Origin of the sequence: Nocardioides sp. (genome assembly GCF_035481145.1) — a bacterium.
GTDB lineage: Bacteria > Actinomycetota > Actinomycetes > Propionibacteriales > Nocardioidaceae > Nocardioides.
In genome coordinates this window covers 1-18,381 of sequence record NZ_DATIHB010000053.1, presented here as the reverse complement: position 1 = coordinate 18,381, position 18,381 = coordinate 1, and the positions used below count along the sequence as shown (strand labels likewise).

General features: G+C 69.7%; 19 protein-coding genes. 8 read left to right on the top strand and 11 right to left on the bottom strand.

From position 1 onward, the window contains the following. Positions 1-662, top strand: a 662-nt coding sequence (locus VLF38_RS04270; protein WP_325270044.1) for a helix-turn-helix transcriptional regulator, incomplete at its 5' end; no start/stop codon positions are given. A gap of 17 nt (positions 663-679) precedes the next feature. Here the strand turns inward: VLF38_RS04270 and zwf are convergent. The 4 genes from zwf to VLF38_RS04250 all read right to left on the bottom strand — a co-directional run bounded on the left by zwf (position 680) and on the right by VLF38_RS04250 (position 5,198). Beyond that, positions 680-2,119 carry a glucose-6-phosphate dehydrogenase gene (gene zwf / locus VLF38_RS04265; protein ID WP_325270043.1) on the bottom strand — a complete coding sequence of 480 codons (1,440 nt, stop codon included), beginning with the start codon at positions 2,117-2,119 and terminating at the stop codon, positions 680-682. A 133-nt stretch (positions 2,120-2,252) separates the two neighbouring features. Further along, positions 2,253-3,653, bottom strand: coding sequence for an NAD-dependent succinate-semialdehyde dehydrogenase (locus VLF38_RS04260; RefSeq protein ID WP_325270042.1), 1,401 nt, complete (start codon positions 3,651-3,653; stop codon positions 2,253-2,255). Then, on the bottom strand, positions 3,650-4,903 hold the full coding sequence (locus VLF38_RS04255) for an MFS transporter (protein WP_325270041.1): 1,254 nt from the start codon (positions 4,901-4,903) through the stop codon (positions 3,650-3,652). The genes VLF38_RS04260 and VLF38_RS04255 overlap by 4 nt, the downstream gene beginning before the upstream one ends. A gap of 166 nt (positions 4,904-5,069) precedes the next feature. Next, a complete protein-coding gene (locus VLF38_RS04250; protein WP_325270040.1) occupies positions 5,070-5,198 on the bottom strand; it encodes a hypothetical protein in 129 nt (42 codons plus the stop codon). A 244-nt stretch (positions 5,199-5,442) separates the two neighbouring features. Between VLF38_RS04250 and VLF38_RS04245 the strand changes: the two genes are divergently transcribed. After that, positions 5,443-6,261, top strand: coding sequence for an alpha/beta hydrolase (locus VLF38_RS04245; protein ID WP_325270039.1), 819 nt, complete (start codon positions 5,443-5,445; stop codon positions 6,259-6,261). A 4-nt stretch (positions 6,262-6,265) separates the two neighbouring features. Further along, a complete protein-coding gene (locus VLF38_RS04240) occupies positions 6,266-7,966 on the top strand; it encodes an FAD-binding dehydrogenase (RefSeq protein WP_325270038.1) in 1,701 nt (566 codons plus the stop codon). A 171-nt stretch (positions 7,967-8,137) separates the two neighbouring features. On the opposite strand, the gene VLF38_RS04235 is transcribed toward VLF38_RS04240, so the two are convergent. The 7 genes from VLF38_RS04235 to VLF38_RS04205 all read right to left on the bottom strand — a co-directional run bounded on the left by VLF38_RS04235 (position 8,138) and on the right by VLF38_RS04205 (position 13,778). Then, a complete protein-coding gene (locus VLF38_RS04235) occupies positions 8,138-8,542 on the bottom strand; it encodes a DoxX family protein (protein ID WP_325270037.1) in 405 nt (134 codons plus the stop codon). A gap of 211 nt (positions 8,543-8,753) precedes the next feature. Further along, on the bottom strand, positions 8,754-10,580 hold the full coding sequence (locus VLF38_RS04230) for a DEAD/DEAH box helicase (RefSeq protein WP_349255575.1): 1,827 nt from the start codon (positions 10,578-10,580) through the stop codon (positions 8,754-8,756). 145 nt (positions 10,581-10,725) lie between these two features. After that, the gene (locus VLF38_RS04225; RefSeq protein WP_325270035.1) at positions 10,726-10,935 is read right to left on the bottom strand and encodes a hypothetical protein; all 210 of its coding nucleotides are present in this window, start codon (positions 10,933-10,935) and stop codon (positions 10,726-10,728) included. Positions 10,936-10,995: 60 nt separating this feature from the next. Next, positions 10,996-11,211, bottom strand: coding sequence for a hypothetical protein (locus VLF38_RS04220; RefSeq protein WP_325270034.1), 216 nt, complete (start codon positions 11,209-11,211; stop codon positions 10,996-10,998). A gap of 49 nt (positions 11,212-11,260) precedes the next feature. Continuing rightward, positions 11,261-11,956 (bottom strand): histidine phosphatase family protein, encoded by a 696-nt coding sequence (locus tag VLF38_RS04215; RefSeq protein WP_325270033.1) that lies wholly within the window; start codon positions 11,954-11,956, stop codon positions 11,261-11,263. Continuing rightward, entirely contained in the window at positions 11,953-13,023 is a 1,071-nt protein-coding gene (locus tag VLF38_RS04210) for a phosphotransferase family protein (RefSeq protein ID WP_325270032.1), read from the bottom strand. Before VLF38_RS04210 ends, VLF38_RS04215 begins: the two co-directional genes overlap by 4 nt. Then, positions 13,023-13,778 (bottom strand): SDR family oxidoreductase, encoded by a 756-nt coding sequence (locus VLF38_RS04205; RefSeq protein ID WP_325270031.1) that lies wholly within the window; start codon positions 13,776-13,778, stop codon positions 13,023-13,025. Before VLF38_RS04205 ends, VLF38_RS04210 begins: the two co-directional genes overlap by 1 nt. A gap of 168 nt (positions 13,779-13,946) precedes the next feature. On the opposite strand from VLF38_RS04205, the gene VLF38_RS04200 reads away from it, so the two are divergent. The 5 genes from VLF38_RS04200 to VLF38_RS04180 form a co-directional block, all read left to right on the top strand. After that, complete coding sequence (locus VLF38_RS04200) at positions 13,947-14,123, top strand: YegP family protein (protein WP_325270030.1); 177 nt, start codon at positions 13,947-13,949, stop codon at positions 14,121-14,123. A 336-nt stretch (positions 14,124-14,459) separates the two neighbouring features. Continuing rightward, the gene (locus tag VLF38_RS04195; protein ID WP_325270029.1) at positions 14,460-16,025 is read left to right on the top strand and encodes an SDR family NAD(P)-dependent oxidoreductase; all 1,566 of its coding nucleotides are present in this window, start codon (positions 14,460-14,462) and stop codon (positions 16,023-16,025) included. 93 nt (positions 16,026-16,118) lie between these two features. Further along, on the top strand, positions 16,119-17,360 hold the full coding sequence (locus VLF38_RS04190; protein WP_325270028.1) for a serine hydrolase domain-containing protein: 1,242 nt from the start codon (positions 16,119-16,121) through the stop codon (positions 17,358-17,360). Between the two features lie 150 nt (positions 17,361-17,510). Further along, positions 17,511-17,951, top strand: a complete 441-nt coding sequence (locus VLF38_RS04185) for an SRPBCC family protein (RefSeq protein WP_325270027.1) — start codon at positions 17,511-17,513, stop codon at positions 17,949-17,951. Positions 17,952-18,085: 134 nt separating this feature from the next. Continuing rightward, a partial coding sequence (locus tag VLF38_RS04180) for a VOC family protein (protein WP_325270026.1) occupies positions 18,086-18,381 on the top strand: 296 nt, incomplete at its 3' end.

Here is an 18,381-nt window from a genome sequence, read left to right as displayed (position 1 = left end):
CCCGCCGATACGCCGACGTCGGGCGCCAGCTCCACCTCAACCTCGACAACCCTGCGGTGCTGCCGTGGCGCGCCGGCCGCGCCCTCGCCCTGATCCGCGTCGGCGAGACCAACGAGGCGATCGGGCTGGCCCGCGAGAACGCCACTCGCGCCGAGGCGTTCGGGGCTGCGTACACCGTGGCCCAGGCGCTCCGCACCCTCGCCGCAGTCGACCCGACGAGCGACCGGATCGGCCTGCTGCGCCGGGCGCTGACCGCGCTCGACGGCGTACCGGCCGGGCGGCTGTCCGCGCAGGTCTCGGCCGACCTCGCCGGCATGCTGATCCTGCTCGACGGAGCCGGCCCCAGTGCCGAGGTCGTCGGGCTGCTCCGCCGTGCCGAGTCGATCGCGCAGACCCGCGGGCTCCGTCCGCTCGAGGACCGGGTCCGCCGCCTCCTCGAGCGTGTCGGCGAGCCGGCAAACCGGCCACCCGCCGAGGCACTGGCCATGCTCACTCCGTCCGAACGCCGCGTGGCCGACCTGGCCGCGTCGGGCCTGACCAACCGCCAGGTCGCGCAGGAGCTCGTCGTGACCGTGAAGGCGGTCGAGTGGCACCTGTCGAACGTCTACCGCAAGCTCAGCATCCGCTCCCGGGCCGAGCTGCCCGCCCTGCTCAACCGCTAGGGCCGACCGGGTCCGGGTCAGTCGCGCCAGGTCCGCTCGAACGGCAGCCGCCACGCGAACGGTGCGATCAGCTGGTGGATCTGGTTCGGACCCCACGACCCCGGCGCGTAGCGGCGTACGGCGGGAGGGTTGTCCAGCAAGGGCTGGCTGATCTCCCAGAGCCGCTCGACGCCGTCGGCCGTGGTGAAGAGCGTGTGGTTGCCCTTCACCGCCTCGAGGATGAGTCGCTCGTAGGCCTCGAGCACGGCGCCCGACCAGGCGGTGCCCTCCATCTCGAACTGCATGGAGAGCTTCTGCAGCCGGAAGCCGGGACCGGGGCGCTTGCCGTAGAACGACAGCGACATCTTCGCCTTGTCGGAGAGGTCGAAGGTGAGGTGGTCGGGACCGTCGTCGCCGATGCCCGACCCGTCGGGGAACATCGACTTCGGGGGCTCCTTGAAGGCGATCGAGATGATCCGCTGCCCCTCGGCGAGCCTCTTGCCGGTGCGCAGGTAGAACGGCACGTCGGCCCAGCGCCAGTTGTCGATGTAGCACTTGAGGGCGATGAACGTCTCCGTCTCCGACTCGGGGCTGACCCCGGGCTCGGACCGGTAGCCGTCGTACTGCCCGCGGACGATGTTGTGCGGCTCGAGCGGCAGCATCGACCGGAAGACCTTGTTCTTCTCCTCGGTGATCGACTGCGGGTCGAGCGCGGTCGGCGTCTCCATCGCAGCGAACGCCATCACCTGGAAGAGGTGGGTGACGACCATGTCCTTGAAGGCGCCCGTGCCCTCGTAGAACCCCGCGCGCCCCTCGAGACCGAGCGCCTCCGGGATGTCGATCTGGACGTGGTCGATGAAGTTGCGGTTCCACATCGGCTCGAAGAGGCCGTTGGCGAAGCGCAGCGCGAGGATGTTGAGCGCCGCCTCCTTGCCCAGGAAGTGGTCGATACGGAAGACCTGCGACTCGTCGAAGACCTCGTGGATCGCCTTGTTGAGCGCGCGCGACGACTCGAGGTCGACACCGAACGGCTTCTCCATGATGATCCGGCTGCCCTCGACGAGACCGGCCTCCTGCAACTGCTGGACGACGCTGAGTGCCGCCTTCGGAGGCACGCTCAGGTAGTGCAGGCGCAGGCGCTCGGCCTCGCAGCCCTCCTCCGCCTCGGCGAGCGCAGCAGTCAGGTGCTCGACGCCGCTGTCAGCCCACCAGAGTCGCTTGGCGAACTCCTCGAACTCCTTCTTGTCGTGCTCGTCGTCGCTGAACTCCTCGATCGCCTCGCGGGCCATCTGGACGAACGACGCACGGTCGTGGTCGTGGAGCGCGGTGCCGACGATGCGCACGTCGGGCAGCAGACCGCTGCGCCACAGGTGCAGCAGACCGGGGAGGAGCTTGCGCCGGGCCAGGTCACCGGTCGCGCCGAAGAGGACGACCGTCGTGGGCGGGCCGGGGGTGCCTTCCGGGTGGTTCGCAGCCATGGCCGCCACCCTAGACCGCCGAGGTGGGGCTTGTGGCCCGCCGAAGTGTGGCTTGTGGTCACTCCAGGTGGGGCTTGTGGTCAGTCCGCGGGCCTGATGGCCGCCCAGGTCGCTCGCTCGTCCCTCGCTCGACTCAGTCGACGGCGAGCCCGACGTACGTCGTGTCGAGGTACTCCTCGATGCCGGTGAAGCCGCCCTCGCGCCCGAAGCCGGAGGCCTTCACACCACCGAACGGCGCGGCGGGGTTGGAGACCAGGCCGGTGTTGACGCCGACCATGCCGAACTGGAGGCGCTCGGCCACCCGGAGCACCCGCCCGACATCGCGGGTGAAGACGTACGACGCCAGGCCGTACTCGGTGTCGTTGGCCATCCGGATCGCCTCCGCCTCCCCCTCGGCACCGGAGGCGAAGACGGTGATCGGCGCGACCGGCCCGAAGATCTCCTCGTGGTTGACCCTCGCCTCCGCCGGTACGTCGACCAGGACGGTCGGCGGGAAGAAGTTGCCGTCCGGGTCCCCGCCGACCACCCGGCGCGCGCCCGCGTCGAGCGCGTCCTGGACGAGCTCCTGCACCCCGGCCACGGCACGGCCGTCGATGAGCGGCCCGACGTCGACACCGTCGTCCTGCCCGCGGCCCACCGTCAGCGCGCCCATGCGCTCGGCGAGCCTGGCCGAGAACGCCCCGGCGACTCCCTCCTGCACCAGGAAGCGATTGGCCGACGTGCAGGCCTCGCCCATGTTGCGCATCTTCGCGACCATCGCGCCGTCGACCGCCTTGTCGAGGTCGGCGTCGTCGAAGACGAGGAACGGCGCATTGCCGCCGAGCTCCATCGAGACCCGCTGCAGGTTGTCGGCCGACTGCGCGACAAGCGCCTTGCCGACCGCGGTGGAGCCGGTGAAGGAGACCTTGCGCAGCCGCGCGTCTGCCATGAGGGCGGCGGTGGTCTCCTTCGCCTTCGTGGTCGTGAGCACCTGGAGGACCCCGTCCGGCAGCCCGGCCTCGCGGAGCACCTTCTCGAGCTCCAGGGTGGTCAGCGGCGTCGACTCCGCGGGCTTCACGATCATGGTGCAGCCGGCAGCGATCGCCGGGCCGATCTTGCGGGTCGCCATCGCGAGCGGGAAGTTCCACGGCGTGATCAGGAGGACCGGCCCGACCGGCTTCTTCATCGTCACCAGGCGCGAGCCGCCGGCGGGCGCCTGCAACCAGGTGCCGCTCACCCGCACGGCCTCCTCGGCGAACCAGCGCAGGAACTCCGCGCCGTACGCCACCTCGCCGCGGGCCTCCGCGAGCGGCTTGCCCATCTCGAGGGAGATCGTGCGCGCGAAGTGGTCCGCGCGCGTGGTGACCAGCTCGAAGGCGCGGCGCAGGATCTCCCCGCGCTCGCGGGGCGGGGTGGCCGCCCACGCAGCCTGACCGGCAGCCGCCGTGTCGAGCATCGCCGCTGCCTCTTCGACACCGAGGTCCGGCAGCGAGGCCAGGACCGATCCGTCAGCAGGGTCGAGGACGTCGAACATTGCAGAGGGGGTCGCGCTCATGCCTCCAGCGTACGAGCCGCTCCGGCGCGCTGCCGGGCACGGCCGGCCTCGAGGCCGAGCGCGATGACGGCCGCCACCAGGGCCACCCCACCGGTCGCGACGAACGCCGCAGGCCAGCCGCTGTGGTCGATGGCCAACCCGGCGAGCGGGGCGCCGGTCGACGACCCGACAGTGAACGCCACGCCCTGCCAGCCCATCACCTCACCCAGGTTGGTGACCGGGACTGCCCGGCTCAGTGCCTCGCTCGCCGCGGTGATGGTCGGCGCGCAGAAGAGGCCGCAGGCGAAGAGGAGGAGGCCGAGCGTCAGCCGGTCATCGGCGAGCGCGACCGGGATCGTCGTCGCGGCGAGGAGGGCGAGCAGGAGGTTGAGCGGCACCGGCCGGTGCAGGGCGCCGTAGACCAGCGCGCCCACGGCGGAGCCCGCACCCCAGATCGCCAGCAGCCAGCCGATCGATCCCGGCTCGTCCATCTCGCGAAGGGCAGCCACGACGCCGAGGTCGGTGCCGGTGAGCACCACGGTCGTCGCGACTCCGGCCGCGAGGACCGCGAGGATCGCGGGAGACCGCCACAGGCCCGCGGCGAGCGCGCTGGCGGGGACCGGTCGACCAGTCGGCACGAGGGCGCTCTCGAGCGACTCCTCGGACACCTCAGGCTCCGGGGCGGCCGGCACGAGAGCGGGGTTCACCCACCACAGCGCCACACCGCCGACCACACCGGCGAGCTGGCAGCCCAGCAGGGCCCAGCTGGTGTCGAACCACGTCGCGATGAGCACGCCGATGACGGGGCCGACCATGAAGGAGAGCTCGGTGAAGAGCGCGTCGAGCGACAGTGCAGCCTTGCGGTCATCGTCGTTGACCGCCGCGATGAGCACCTGCCGGATGACGGAGAAGTGCGGCAGGTTCGCGAGGCCGCCGACGACCGCGAGCACCAGCAACCCGGCGTACGAGACGAAGGGCGCGATGCTCCAGACGACGGCGAGGACGACGAGCTGGGGCGCGATCGTGGCTCGCAGGCCGATGCGGTCGAGCGCCCGCCCGCGCCAGGGCCCGGCTACCGCCATCGCGACGGTGGCCACCGTCGTGACCAGCCCCGCTGCGGCGTAGCCACGGTCGAGACCGGAGACGACGTGGAGGGTGAGGACGATGAAGCTCGCCCAGATCGGGATGCGGATCGCGAAGCCGAGAAGGAGCACGGACCTCACGGTGCGGTTGGCCAGCAGCCTCCGGTACGCCGCCATGCCTGTGCTCATGGGCCCGATCGTTTCAGTGCGCACATGTCAGGCGCGAGGCATTTACCGGACCGTTACGGACCGGGGTGCGGGCGCGCCTGGAAATGCAGGAGCCCCTCTCGACTCATGGGGTAATCGAGAGGGGCACCTGCAACGGTAGGCCCCCGAGGGCCCGGCGTCAACGGGCTCAGGCAGCGTTGTTGCGGGAGGGGCGCACGCGCACCCAGTGAGCGACCAGACGCTTCTTGCCGTCTGCGCCCTTCTCCCGCTTCCACACGAGCTCCATGTGGTCGTGGTTGGCAAGCGTGTCAGTCATGGGCCACCTCCTGTTTACCTTCTGTTCACTTTCCAGTGTGCCACACAACCGGGCAGATCGCACCCCTTTGTGCCTCGACTTCTCACTGGTCTCCCCACCTGAGTCCCGAATCGAGGCTCAAACACGCACTTCTCCCCCACCTGCGGCCCCAAGGCGGACCCGCCGCCGTCGGTTTCTGCGACGTCCTGTCGCGCACAGGGCAGTGGAGTGCCACACTTCCCATGTCCCGACGTCAGGAGGCTCGATGTTCCCGTCCCTCGCCCACGACCGCACGGGGTCGGGTGCGCCCGTCGTCCTCGTGCACGGCATCGGTCACCGTCGCCAGGCGTGGGATCCGGTCGTCCCACTCCTCGCGGAGGACCACGAGGTCATCACCGTCGACCTCACCGGCTTCGGCGAGTCGCCTGGTCACCCACGCGGCAGCCGTCACGACGTCGAGGCGTACGCCGACCACCTGGTCGCCGCCTTCGCCAGCTGGGGACTGGAGCGTCCCCACCTGGCCGGCAACTCCCTGGGCGGCGCGATCGCCCTCGAGCTCGCGCGCCGTGGCGCCGTCTCGTCCGCCGTCGCGATCGCCCCCGCTGCGTTCATCGACTGGAAGGGCGCCGGCGCCGCGCTGCCGCTCGTCGCCATGCGCCTCGGGGCCCTCGCCGTCCCGGCCCCGCTCCTCCGCCACGCCACCAGGGGCGCCCTGGTGCGACGCCTCATCGGCTGGCCCCTCTACGCGTACGCCGACCGGCACGACGCGGCTTCGACGTACGCCGATGCCCTGGCGATGAAGCGGGCCCGTGGCTTCGAGCGCACCGCGATCGCGTGCCTGCGTCCGGTGGTGCGGCCATTCCGGGGTGCACTCAAGGCGCCGGTCACGGTCGCCTGGGGCACCAAGGACCGGATCCTCCCCTACGGCCAGATGGCGCGGGCACGCCGCCTCGTGCCCGACGCGTCGTACGTGACGCTCGAGGGCGCGGGCCACGTCCCGATGGGCGACTGCCCCGAGGCGATCGCCGAGCTCATCCGTGGGGCGATCGCCAGTGTCGAGGCTGGGCGCACCGCCGTAGCCTGACGCCATGAGCGACGCGTTCGAACCCGAGGTCATCGTCGTCGGAGCCGGCCTCGCCGGCCTCGTCGCCACCCACGAGCTGGCGAAGGCGGGCAAGCGCGTCCTGGTCGTCGACCAGGAGAACCGCAACAACCTCGGCGGCCAGGCCTTCTGGTCGCTCGGCGGCCTCTTCTTCGTCGACAGCCCCGAGCAGCGCCGGATGGGCATCGCCGACTCCCTCGAGCTCGCGCTCCAGGACTGGCACGGCAGTGCGCAGTTCGATCGCCTCGGCGACGGCACGGCCGGGCCCGGCCGCGGCGAGGACCACTGGCCCCAGCAGTGGGCCGAGGCCTACGTGGCCTGGGCGTCGGAGGGCAAGCGCGACTACGTCCGCGACCTCGGCCTGAAGAGCCTCACCTTCGTCGGCTGGGCTGAGCGCGGCGACGGCCGTGCCGAGGGCCACGGCAACTCGGTCCCGCGCTTCCACATCACCTGGGGCACCGGTCCCGAGGTCGTGCGAATCTTCCTCGAGCCGGTCCTGGCCGCGGAGGAGGCGGGCCTGGTGCGCTTCGCCTTCCGCCACCAGGTCGATGACCTCGTCCTCGACGGCGATGCCGTGGTCGGCGTACGCGGATCGGTGCTGGCGCGCGATGACAGCCCGCGGGGCATCAGGTCCTCGCGCGAGGTGGTCGACGCGTTCGAGCTGCGCGCCCGCGCGGTCGTGGTGAGCAGCGGCGGCATCGGGCACAACTTCGAGCTCATGCGTCGCAACTGGCCTGTCGACCGGGTCGGGCCGGCTCCGGAGAACATGATCGCCGGCGTGCCCGCGCACGTCGACGGCCGGATGCTGGCGATCAGCGAGGCCGCGGGCGCGTCCCTCGTCAACAAGGACCGGATGTGGGCCTACGTCGAGGGCGTCCACAACTGGGACCCGATCTGGCCCGACCACGCGATCCGGATCCTGCCCGGGCCGTCGTCAATGTGGTTCGACGCCAACGGCAAGCGACTCGAAGGGCTCTCGGGCGTGCCCGGGTCCGACTCGATCGGCTCGATGACCCAGATCCTCGCGACCGGCCACGACTACTCGTGGTTCGTGCTGGACCAGACGATCATCGAGAAGGAGTTCGCACTGTCGGGCTCCGAGCAGAACCCCGACTGGACCGCCAAGGACGTCCGGCTCATGCTGAAGGACCGGATCCTCGGCAAGGGCGCGACCGGCCCCGTCGAGCGGTTCAAGAGGTACGGCGAGGACTTCGTCGTGGCCGACGACCTGCCCGCGCTGGTCGACGGGATGAACGAGATCACCCGAGGGCCGAAGCTCGTCCTCGAGGAGATCGAGCGCCAGATCGTCGCGCGCGACCGCCAGGTCGACAACCCCTTCACCAAGGACGTCCAGGTGATGGCGATCCACAACGGTCGCAAGGACCGCACCGGCAAGCTCATGCGCGTCGCGAAGCCGCACAAGATCCTCGACCCCGAGCACGGGCCGCTGATCGCGGTGCGCTGCAACATCCTGTCGCGCAAGACCCTCGGCGGCATCGAGACCAACCTCGACTCACAGGCGGTCGCGGCCTCCGGCGAGGTCATCCCCGGGCTGTACGCCGCGGGCGAGGTCGCCGGCTTCGGCGGTGGCGGCGTCCATGGCTACAACGCGCTCGAGGGCACCTTCCTCGGTGGCTGCATCTTCAGCGGCCGCGCTGCCGGTCTGGCGCTCGCCCGCGACCTCTGACCGCCGAAGCGGCGCGAACCTGCAACCACACCTCGCCGAAGCGGCGCGCACCTGCAAGCACACTTCGCCGAAGCGGCGCGCACCTGCAGCAGCTCTGCAGGTTCGCGCCGTCTCGGGGAATGGCGAACGGCCCGCCCCCTGAGGGAGCGGGCCGTTGTGGAGGGCCGACGATCAGGCGAAGAGACCGTTGGTGAGGGTCAGGCCCGGGTTCTGGGCGAACGCGAAGGCGAGGGCGAGAGCCGCACCGGCAAGGGCGATGTCCTTGTTGAAGCTGATCTGCGTCATCGCCTTGGCCTGCGGGTCGGTCTCCTTCCAGAAGTTGTGGAAGATGATCGCGGTCGGGACCAGGACGACGGCCAGCGCGACGCCGGCGAGGTCGCCGTACACGCCGAGGACGATCGCCAGACCGGCGAGGCCGAACAGCACGCCCGACGCGAGCACGTTGAGCTTCGGGAACGGCAGGCCCTTCGACTGGGCGTAGCCGGCCATGTAGCCGGTCTGCGTGAGGTGGCCGATCGCCGAGAAGACGAAGAGCAGGGCGAACAGGATGCGGCCGACGAGCAGGACGATGTCCATGGATTCCTCCGGGTGAGTTCCTGGCGGGCCGATGCGGCCGCCTCGATGGAACAATCGTGACACATCAACTACTTAGATGACAAGTCATCTACCTGTCGTCTGCGCCACAATCCGACATGCAGCAACGCGCAGTTACTGGGCACTCATGCGCCCCTGCACGGGCGCGGTAGTGCACGTAACTGCGCGTTACTCCGGGACGAGCCCGCAAGCGTCAGTCGAACTTCTTCTTGTGGCGCGGCTTCTTCTCCCACGAGCCGTCGGAGAACTCCCGCTTCTGCGGGCGGTCGTCACGGTTGCCCTTGTAGCCGCCGCGGTCACCCCGGTCGCCGTACGACTTGCGGGGCTCGGTGCGGATGCCCGGGCCCTTGTCGGGGGCGAGCTCGATCAGCTTGCCGGAGATCCGCGTCTGCTCGAGCAGGCGGTAGGTCTCGGGCGAGAGGTCGGCCGGCAGCTCGACGAGCGAGAAGTCCGGGCGGATCTGGATCTTGCCGAAGTCCGAACGCCGCAGGCCGCCCTCGTTGGCGAGCGCGCCGACGATCTGGCGCGGCTCGACCTTGTGGCGCTTGCCGACCTGGATCTTGTACGTCGCCAGCGGGGTGCCGGTGCGCGACTCGCGCGGGCCACGGTCACGGCCACCGAAGTCGCCGCGGGCACCACGGTCCGGCCGGTCACCACGATCGGGCCGGTCGGCCGAGACGGTGTTGACCTTCGGCATGTCCTTCTCGTCGAGGAGCAGCGGGGTCTCGCCCTGGAGCACGACGGCGAGCGCGGCAGCCACGTCGGCCTCCGGAACGTCGTGGTTCTTCACGTAGTGGGCGATGACATCGCGGTAGTCGTCGATCGCCTCGCCCTGGAGTGCCTCGGTGATCGCCTCGTCGAAGCGGGCCAGGCGCGTGGCGTTGATGTCGTCGACGGACGGCAGGTCCATGAGCTGCATCGGCGACTTGGTGTGCTTCTCGATCATCCGCAGCAGGCCACGCTCGCGCGGGGTGACGAAGGAGATCGAGTCGCCCTTGCGGCCGGCGCGGCCAGTGCGCCCGATGCGGTGCACGTAGGACTCGGGGTCGGTCGGAATGTCGAAGTTCACGACGTGCGTGATCCGCTCGACGTCCAGGCCCCGGGCCGCGACGTCGGTGGCGACGAGGATGTCGAGCTTGCCCGACTTGAGCTGGTTGACCGTGCGCTCGCGCTGCGCCTGGGCAACGTCACCGTTGATCGCGGCAGCGGCGAAACCACGGGCGCGGAGCTTCTCCGCGACCTCCTCGGTCGCCTGCTTCGTGCGGACGAAGACGATCATCGCCTCGAAGTTCTCCACCTCGAAGATCCGCGTCAGCGCGTCGACCTTCTGCGGGAACGACACCATCAGGTAGCGCTGGGTGATGTTGGTGTTGGTCGCGGTCTTGTTCTTGACCTGGATCTCGACCGGATCGTGCAGGTACTGCTTGGAGATCCGCTTGATCGTCGACGGCATCGTCGCGGAGAAGAGCGCGACCTGCTTGGTCTCCGGGGTGTCCTTGAGGATCGTCTCGATGTCCTCGGCGAAGCCCATCGAGAGCATCTCGTCAGCCTCGTCGAGGACCAGGAAGCGGAGCTCGGAGAGGTCGAGCGTGCCCTTCTCGAGGTGGTCCATGATCCGGCCCGGCGTGCCGACCACGATGTCGACGCCGCGGCGCAGCGCGGAGAGCTGGACGCCGTAGCCCTGGCCGCCGTAAACGGGGAGGACGTGGACGCCCTTCATGTGGGCGGCGTAGCGCTCGAACGCCTCGCAGACCTGGAGCGCGAGCTCACGGGTCGGGGCCAGGACCAGCGCCTGCGGGGTCTTCTGGCCGGACTCGAGCTGCGAGAGCAGCGGCAGCGCGAACGCCGCGGTCTTGCCCGTGCCGGTCTGCGCCAGGCCCATCACGTCGCGGCCCTCGAGGAGCGGCGGGATGGTCATCTCCTGGATCGCGGACGGCGTCTCGTAGCCGACGTCCTTGAGCGCCTTGAGGACGCGGTCGTCGAGGCCCAGGTCGGCGAACTTCACCGTCTCGGCCGCCACCTCGGCGGGCTCGGTGGAGGCGGCATCAACGTCGTTCACAAGGTCACTCACCGGTCAAGGGTAGTGGCGCGCAGGCTTATACGACGATTCGCTGGCGCGGTGACGCCCGACACGCCGTATCCTGCGCTGCCCGGTCGCGCGGTGCTCAGTTGACGTGAGTCGACGACTCCGAGCGCTGCAGCTTCTCGTGCTCCACCAGACCGCCGCCGCTGACCACGTCGTGGTCCTCGTCCTCGTGCCCGGACGGCACCCGTGGGTCCTTGCTCCACGGGACCCCGAGCGAGCCGCCCCTGCCGCTCGCACGCCTGCTCGTCCACTCCTCGCGGACCGGGCGTCGCGTGTCCGATTCGTCCATCTCTCCAGCGTACGCCGCGCACGCTCGGGCAGGCTCGCAGCGTCGCGTCGACCGCTCGCATCAGTCGAGGCTGGTGGCTGACTCGGCCTCGTCCTCGGGGTCGAGGTCGTCGCGGTCGACCACGTCGCCACCACTGATCACGGTGGCGTCGTCGGTCTCGCCCTCCTCCGCCATCCGGTCCCCACCATCGGAGGCCACGCCCAGCGCACCGCCGTCTCCGGTCGGCTCGTCGGTCCAGTCGTCAGGGGTGATCCGGTCGTTCGTCTGCTCGCTCATGACGGTGCGTTACCCGCAGCGCCACGCCGTACACGGGGTCGCCCGCGCGTCAGCGGTACGTCACCAGCGACCGGTCGTGCTCCAGGTGCGTGTGGGCGTTGAACGCCGAGAGGTGGAGCCCGGAGCGGCCGCTGATCACCTTGGTCACGGCCGTGTTGACCGCGACCCGGTTGAGCCGGTCCCACAGCGAGGCGTCGCCCGCGAGCAGGTGCGAGACCGCGAGAGCGATCGGCCCACCGGAGCTGACCACGAGGATCGTGCCGCCGGCTGTCTCGGCGACCCGCTCCATCGCACCCATCACCCGTGCGGTGAACGCCGGGAACGGCTCGACGTACTCGTGGTCCGCAGAGCCGTCGGTCCAGCGTGCCGTCGCCTCCTCGAAGAAGGCCTGGAAGACCGCACGCTGGCGGTCGAGGGGGAGGTCGCCGACGCTGGCCATCACCGAGCGCGACTCCTCGCTCGGTGTGTGCACCTTCAGGACGTGGTCGAAGTCGAACTCGTCCCAGCCGGCGTCGATGGTCACGGGGATCTCCGCGCCGCCGGAGCCCAGCCCCTCGAGGATGCCCGCGGCGGTCTCGCGGTGGCGCCGCAACTCGCCACGCACCACGAGGTCAGGACGTACGCCGCGCGCGGCGAGGTCGCGCCCGAGGACCCGCGCCTGCTCGTGGCCGATCTCCGAGAGCGCGTCGTAGTCGTCGGAACCGAAGGACGCCTGTCCGTGCCGGACCAGCAGCAGGACGCTCATGCGGTCTCCTCCATGATCGCGCGGGCCCTGTCGCCCAGCAGGTTGACGAACATCCAGAAGTGCTCGAACCGCGGGTTCGTCGTCTGACCGTGGTGGAAGCGGTAGTAGATCTGCTGCGCGATACCGGCGAGGCGGAAGAGGCCGTAGACCTCGTAGAAGCGCCACTCCTCGGGCGTGACATCCAGACCGGCGCGCGAGCAGTAGTAGTCCACGACCTCAGCACGGGTGAGCATGCCGTCGGCATTGGTGGGCTGCATGCGCACCAGCTGCCACATGTCGTCGTCATCCGCCTCGATCCAGTACGACAGGACGCACCCGAGGTCCATCAGCGGGTCACCGATCGTCGCCAGCTCCCAGTCGAGCAGGCCGATCGGCCGGGTCGGGTCGTCCTCGCTGAAGACGACGTTGTCGAACCGGAAGTCGTTGTGGATCAGGCAGCTGCCCCGGTCGACCGGCTGGTGGGCCGCCAGCCAGGTCATCACGTCCTCGAGGTCGGCGACGTTGTCGGTGCGGGCGTCTCGGTAGCGGGTCGACCATCCGCTGATCTGGCGCTCGACGTACCCCTCGCCCCTGGCGAGCGCGCCCAGTCCGGCGGCCGCGGGGTCGACGCCGTGGAGCGCGACGAGCAGGTCGAGCGTGTTGGTGCACGCCGCCCGGGTCTGCTCCGGGGTCATCGCGACGTCGAAGTCCTTGCGCGGGATGCTGCCGACCAGGCGCTCCATCACGTAGAACTCCGAGCCGATCAGGGCCTCGTCGGTGCAGTGACCGACCATCGGCGCGACGTACGGGAAGACCGGCGCGAGCGCGGCCTGGATGCGGTACTCGCGGCCCATGTCGTGGGCGCCCCTGGCCTTGGTGCCGACAGGCGGCCGGCGCAGGATCAGGTCCTTGCCCGGGTAGCGCAGCAGGTAGGTCAGGTTGGAGGCACCGCCGGAGAACTGCCGGACCTCCGGCGGCCCGGCGGGCAGGTCGGCGACCGTCCGCAGCCAGGCGTCGACCGCCGCAACGTCGAAGGCATCCTCTTCGCGCACCTCGCGCGCACCGGCGACCTCCCCGGCCGCGCCCATCAGGAGAGCTTCCGTACGACGCTCATCGGCGCGTTGCGCAGCGCGAAGCCGAGCGGCACCCACGGCCACGACGGGACCAGAGCCTTCTCCTTGCGCGCCTCGATCGCCTTGACCATCGCGCGAACCCCGGTCTCGGTGTCGACCATGAACTTCGTCTTCTGCTCGACCTTGTCGTTCATCTCCGAGCGGATGTAACCGGGGTAGATGATCGAGACGTCGATGCCCTTGGCCTTCACGTTCTCGTTGATCAGGCCCTCGGCGAGCGCGGCCACGCCGGCCTTGGTGGCGGCGTACGTCGTGATGGCCGACCGCATGCCGCGCATCGCGGAGACCGAGCTGATCATGACCAGGTGGCCGGACTTCTGGGCGCGGAAGATCTCCATCGCGGCCTCGGTCTGGGCCAGTGCGGCGACGAAGTTGGTCATCGCGGTGGCCTTGTTGGCGTCGTAGCGCCCCTTGCCGATCGGTGCCCCCTTGCCGAGGCCGGCGTTGATGATCACGCGGTCGAGCGTGCCGAAGTCGGCGGCCACCTCACGGAAGACCCGGAAGACAGCGTCGTCGTCGGTGACGTCGAGCGCCCTGGTGACGACGCGGCGGCCGGCGTGCTTGGCGGTGATCTCCGCGGCGAGCTGGTCGAGCCTCTCGGTACGACGGGCGGTGATCGCCAGGTCGTAGCCGAGGTCGGCGAACTGGCGCGCCATCTCCGCGCCCAGGCCGGAGCTCGCGCCCGTGATCAGGATCGTTCCCTTGGTCATGGACCGAGCGTAGGGCGTGACGGGCGCGGTGCTCCGAGCGTCCGGCAGAACGCCGCACGCCACCCTCTTGAAGAGCGCCGCTCCCCGTGTTCGACTCTCCCCCGGGCACCCGCCCAGCCGGAGCTCGGGTTCCGTCTTTTCGCACAGCACGTTCGGAAGGGTGATGGCATGGCAGGGAAGTTCGAGGTCTACGAGGACAAGGCCGGAAAGTTCCGTTTCCGCCTCAAGGCCGGCAACGGCCAGGTGGTGGCGACCGGTGAGGACTACGAGACCAAGGCAGCGGCGATCAAGGGCTGCGAGGCCGTCCAGCGCGCCGCGGAGGGCGCGTCGGTCGTCGAGGTGTGATTGAGCCGAGCGCAGACCGAGCTTGCTCGGCTCTGCCGAGGCGATTGAGCACTGCGGCGAAGCCGCCGGTGTGATTGAGCCGAGCGCCCCGGGTGAGCTCCACCGGGGCGCTCCGCTGCTCCTGGTCGGAGCGTTTCCCAAAAGTCGCGAGAATTTTTTCAGAACGTCCGTAACCCCCGGCCCCGACCCGCGTTTATCAGGGCACAACGGTCGGGGAGCAACCTCCCTCCCAGTTCCCTGACCGTCGAGCCCGTCTCCGCCAGCACTCCCTCCCTCCCGCTGGCCGAGGCGGGCTCGAATGTCATTTCGGGGCGATTTCCCTCGTAGAATTCGCCGGTGCCACACCGCGATGACCAGCCCCAGGACGACCACCCCTTCGGTGGCCCCCTCTCTGACGAGCCGCTCGACCGCATCGACCCGGACGAGCTCCGCATCGCGCTGAAGGTCCTGAGCGAGATCCCGCGCCTCGACCCGGAGCACGACGACGTGCGCACGATGAAGCGTGGCGCGTCGTACATGTACAAGCTGATCAAGAAGCAGCGCCGCTCCGAGCTCCGTCAGGAGAAGCAGGCGCACGACCAGGCGATCATCGAGAAGACCGCGACCGGATCACCGATGCGGATCGACGACGAGACCGCCGGCATCCCGCTGGTCTCGACCGCCAAGGGCGCCTTCGCCGGCGAGCTGATCACCGCCCGCGGTTGCTACATCTGCAAGCAGGACTTCACGCTGGTCGACGCGTTCTACCACTGGCTCTGTCCGAGCTGTGCGGCCAAGAGCCACGAGAAGCGCGACCAGCGCACCGACCTCACCGGCAAGCGGGCGCTGCTCACCGGTGGCCGCTCCAAGATCGGCATGTACATCGCCCTGCGCCTGCTCCGCGACGGCGCGCACACGACGATCACCACGCGCTTCCCCAAGGACGCCGTCCGGCGCTTCGCCGCGATGGAGGACTCCGCCGACTGGATCGACCGGCTCAAGGTGGTCGGCATCGACCTGCGTGACCCCACGCAGGTCATCTCGCTGACCGACGACGTCGCGGCCGACGGCCCGCTCGACATCATCATCAACAACGCCTGCCAGACCGTACGCCGACTCCCCGGCGCCTACTCGCACCTCATCGACGGCGAGAACGCACCGCTGGGGACGGCCGAGTCACTCGGCGTGAAGGCGCTTCCGGAGATGGTCACCTTCGACCGGATCTCCGAGGCCCACCCGGCCGCGATCGCCGGTGCTCTCGCCGACACGGCCGTCGCGCACCACGAGGGCGAGTCCCACGAGTCCGCCCTCGCTGCACACAACGCGGCCTCGATGACGGCGCTCGCCCTGAAGGCCGGCAACGCCTCGCTGGAGCAGCATCTCGCTGGCACGGCAATCGACGCCGGCGGCCTGATCCCCGACATCCAGGACAACAACTCCTGGACCCAGGTGCTCGACGAGGTCGACCCGCTGGAGCTCCTCGAGGTGCAGTTCTGCAACTCGATCGCGCCGTTCCTGATCAACTCGCGCCTGCGCCCGGCGATGCGCCAGGCAATCGCCAACGGTGCGCGCCGCGCGTACATCGTCAACGTCTCGGCGATGGAGGGGCAGTTCTCGCGCCGCTACAAGGGCCCCGGCCACCCGCACACCAACATGGCGAAGGCCGCGCTCAACATGATGACGCGCACCTCCGCGGGTGAGTACTTCGAGACCGACCGGATCCTGATGACGGCCGTCGACACCGGGTGGATCACCGACGAGCGGCCGCACTACGAGAAGCTCCGGATCGCCGCCGAGGGCTGGCACGCTCCGCTCGACCTGGTCGACGGCGCGGCCCGGGTCTACGACCCGATCGTCATGGGCGAGGCCGGTCACGACATCTACGGCGTCTTCGTGAAGGACTACGAGCCCAGCCCCTGGTGAGGGCCGAAAAAAACTTCTCGGAAAAGTCGTAAGGAAAACTCCGGCCGCTCCTCCTTCCATCACAACACCCGATGGAAACCCAAGGAGCCAGTCATGATCCGCACCGCCACCCGCCGCATCGCCACCGCAGCCGCCGCCGGCGTCGTCGCCACGACGCTCGGCGCCTCCTTCACCGCCACGGCTCACGCCGACGGGCTCGACCTGGCGGCCAGCCAGGCCAGCGTCAGCGAGATGCGCGCCTCCGTTGCCGACCAGCTCGCCGGCCGGGTCTTCGGCTGGCAGCTCTCGATCTCGCAGAACGGCACACTCAAGGCCGCCGACGAGGGCGGCTTCGCAGTCTCCGCAGCCGACAACAACGGCGTCCCGGTCGCGATGCAGGCGGGCATGCGCATGGAGCTCGCCTCGGTCACCAAGAACGTCACCGCGGTCGCCACCATGAAGCTGCTGCGCCGCAACAACCTCACGCCCGAATCATTCGTGTGGCCCTACCTCCCGAAGAGCTGGGACGTCAGCGACTTCAAGAACGTCCGGTTCCGCCACCTGCTGACCCACACCTCCGGCATCAACCAGGCGATCACCGCGATGGCGAACCCCCCGGCCGACAACGGCTGGAACTCCATGAAGACGGTCGTCGAGAACGGCACCACCGTCGACTCCCAGCGCCAGTACAAGAACGCCAACTTCGCGATCCTGCGGATCGTCGACGCCGAGCTCTGGAACCGCAGCGGCGGCAAGAAGTACAGCAACGCCGCCGAGGAGATCCCGATCACCGCGGCCAACCACACGTCGTACGTGCTGGAGTTCATGCGCGAGCACGTCTTCAAGCCGGCCGCCATCGGCGGCGTCGGCTGCATCGCCCCCGGCACCACCACCGGCGTCCGGTCGTACGCCGTCGGCGCGACCCAGGCGAGCAACGGCTCGGTCTTCGGCACCGGCAACGAGGAGTGCGCCGGCGCCCGCGGCCTGGCGATGTCCTCGGCCCAGCTGGTGCAGTACCTGAGCAAGCTGCGCTCCGGCGCGATCATCAGCCAGTCCGACCTGGACTGGATGGACCAGTACCGCGCCGGCTGGAACGAGGACTCCAACGGCGGCGACGGCGGCCAGAACGGCGTCCAGGACGGCATCGCCGACAACCCGCTCTCCCCCGGTGCCTACTGGCACGGCGGCGACCTCTTCGGGGGCAGCAACCGCGAGCTCCACACCTGCGCAATGACGATGGACGACGGCACCCAGGCGACGCTCCTGCTGAACTCGCCGATCGCCGCGGACAACGACCCGACGACCGCCAGCACCCAGTGCGGCGTCCTGATCACCGCCTGGAACAACGCGAAGTGACGCAGCCCTGACCGGCTCCGGAGCGTCCGCCCGACGGGGGCGGGCGCTCCGGCGCGCGCCGGGCCCGCGCCGGCATGTCGGTCGCGCGGTGACCGTTGTCACGGGCGTTGTGTGCGACAGCGAGTAGCGCTTTCCGGCTACTGTCTCGGCATGGCCAACTCTGTCTCCGTCGAGAACGACGTCAACGTCTCCTCCGACGTCGCCTTCGCCTATCTCTCCGACTACACCAAGATCGCCGACTGGCTCTACGGGCTCAGCGAGCTCAAGCCGCTGACCGAGCAGACCCGGGGCGTCGGTGCGAAGTTCGACGGCACCATCAAGCTCGGCGCCAAGCTCCAGTCCCTGCTCGAGGTGGTCGAGTTCGAGGAGGGGCGACTGATGGTGCTCGACTCCTACAAGGGCATCAAGAACAAGTCCCGCTGGGAGGTCACCCCCAACGGTGCCACCAGCTGCACGATCAAGGTCACCTGGGAGTACGACCTCGGTGCGGGCATCGCCGGCAAGGCGCTCGGCAAGGTCGTCGAGCCGGTCGTGAAGATCGCTGCCGGCGCATCGACCAAGTCGCTCAAGGAGAAGCTCGAGTCACTCTGACGCGCACGGCTGCACACGTACGACGCCCGCGGGACGCCCGTCCCGGGGGCGTCTGTGCATCTCACGGCGGAAGGTCTGGGGTCGACTCGATGAATCCCTCGACCGCTGTCGGTGGTCGGGTGTTGGCTGTCCCCATGACCAACACACTCAACCCCTACGTCAACTTCAAGGACAACGCTGCCGAGGCGATGGCCTTCTACCAGTCCTTCCTGGGCGGCGACCTCCGGACCAGCACCTTCGGCGACATGGGCGACACCAGCGAGGCGGCGGGGCTCACGATGCACGCCATGCTCGTCACCGAGGAGGGCTTCACGCTGATGGCGTCCGACAGCCACCCGTCGATGGGCGAGTTCGTCGCCCCGGCCGGGTTCTCGATCAGCCTCTCGGGCGTCGGCGAGGAGAAGCTCCGCGCCTACTGGGACGCGCTGGC

Excerpts from the sequence above, each read along its gene's own strand:
- VLF38_RS04255 (WP_325270041.1), bottom strand. The coding sequence starts at position 4,903 with ATGAGCACAGGCATGGCGGCGTACCGGAGGCTGCTGGCCAACCGCACC.
- VLF38_RS04190 (WP_325270028.1), top strand. The coding sequence starts at position 16,119 with ATGATCCGCACCGCCACCCGCCGCATCGCCACCGCAGCCGCCGCCGGC.
- VLF38_RS04185 (WP_325270027.1), top strand. The coding sequence starts at position 17,511 with ATGGCCAACTCTGTCTCCGTCGAGAACGACGTCAACGTCTCCTCCGAC.
- VLF38_RS04220 (WP_325270034.1), bottom strand. The coding sequence starts at position 11,211 with ATGAGCGAGCAGACGAACGACCGGATCACCCCTGACGACTGGACCGAC.
- VLF38_RS04210 (WP_325270032.1), bottom strand. The coding sequence starts at position 13,023 with ATGGGCGCGGCCGGGGAGGTCGCCGGTGCGCGCGAGGTGCGCGAAGAG.
- zwf (WP_325270043.1), bottom strand. The coding sequence starts at position 2,119 with ATGGCTGCGAACCACCCGGAAGGCACCCCCGGCCCGCCCACGACGGTC.
- VLF38_RS04225 (WP_325270035.1), bottom strand. The coding sequence starts at position 10,935 with ATGGACGAATCGGACACGCGACGCCCGGTCCGCGAGGAGTGGACGAGC.
- VLF38_RS04235 (WP_325270037.1), bottom strand. The coding sequence starts at position 8,542 with ATGGACATCGTCCTGCTCGTCGGCCGCATCCTGTTCGCCCTGCTCTTC.
- VLF38_RS04240 (WP_325270038.1), top strand. The coding sequence starts at position 6,266 with ATGAGCGACGCGTTCGAACCCGAGGTCATCGTCGTCGGAGCCGGCCTC.
- VLF38_RS04215 (WP_325270033.1), bottom strand. The coding sequence starts at position 11,956 with ATGAGCGTCCTGCTGCTGGTCCGGCACGGACAGGCGTCCTTCGGTTCC.
- VLF38_RS04250 (WP_325270040.1), bottom strand. The coding sequence starts at position 5,198 with ATGACTGACACGCTTGCCAACCACGACCACATGGAGCTCGTGTGGAAG.
- VLF38_RS04245 (WP_325270039.1), top strand. The coding sequence starts at position 5,443 with ATGTTCCCGTCCCTCGCCCACGACCGCACGGGGTCGGGTGCGCCCGTC.
- VLF38_RS04205 (WP_325270031.1), bottom strand. The coding sequence starts at position 13,778 with ATGACCAAGGGAACGATCCTGATCACGGGCGCGAGCTCCGGCCTGGGC.
- VLF38_RS04260 (WP_325270042.1), bottom strand. The coding sequence starts at position 3,653 with ATGAGCGCGACCCCCTCTGCAATGTTCGACGTCCTCGACCCTGCTGAC.
- VLF38_RS04200 (WP_325270030.1), top strand. The coding sequence starts at position 13,947 with ATGGCAGGGAAGTTCGAGGTCTACGAGGACAAGGCCGGAAAGTTCCGT.